This window comes from Shewanella sp. AS1 (genome assembly GCF_021412565.1).
GTDB lineage: Bacteria > Pseudomonadota > Gammaproteobacteria > Enterobacterales > Shewanellaceae > Shewanella.
Genome location: NZ_JAKCLJ010000033.1, coordinates 1 through 530, shown reverse-complemented (window position 1 = coordinate 530; position 530 = coordinate 1). Strand labels below are relative to the sequence as shown.

Genomic DNA, 530 nt, shown 5'->3' with positions numbered 1-530 from the left:
ATCGTATAGGTAAGGAGGTGATCCAGCCCCAGGTTCCCCTAGGGCTACCTTGTTACGACTTCACCCCAGTCATGAACCACACCGTGGTAAACGCCCTCCCGAAGGTTAAGCTATCTACTTCTGGTGCAGCCCACTCCCATGGTGTGACGGGCGGTGTGTACAAGGCCCGGGAACGTATTCACCGTGGCATTCTGATCCACGATTACTAGCGATTCCGACTTCATGGAGTCGAGTTGCAGACTCCAATCCGGACTACGACGAGCTTTATGAGATTAGCTCCACCTCGCGGCTTCGCAACCCTCTGTACTCGCCATTGTAGCACGTGTGTAGCCCTACTCGTAAGGGCCATGATGACTTGACGTCGTCCCCACCTTCCTCCGGTTTATCACCGGCAGTCTCCCTAAAGTTCCCGGCATTACCCGCTGGCAAGTAAGGATAAGGGTTGCGCTCGTTGCGGGACTTAACCCAACATTTCACAACACGAGCTGACGACAGCCATGCAGCACCTGTCTCTCAGTTCCCGAAGGCAC

Annotated in this window: 1 rRNA gene; it reads right to left on the bottom strand. The window is 55.1% G+C overall.

Annotation, left to right across the window (positions count from 1 at the left end):
* Positions 1–10 precede the first annotated feature (10 nt).
* Positions 11–530 (bottom strand): 16S ribosomal RNA (locus tag LZP69_RS15905); the annotation flags it as partial.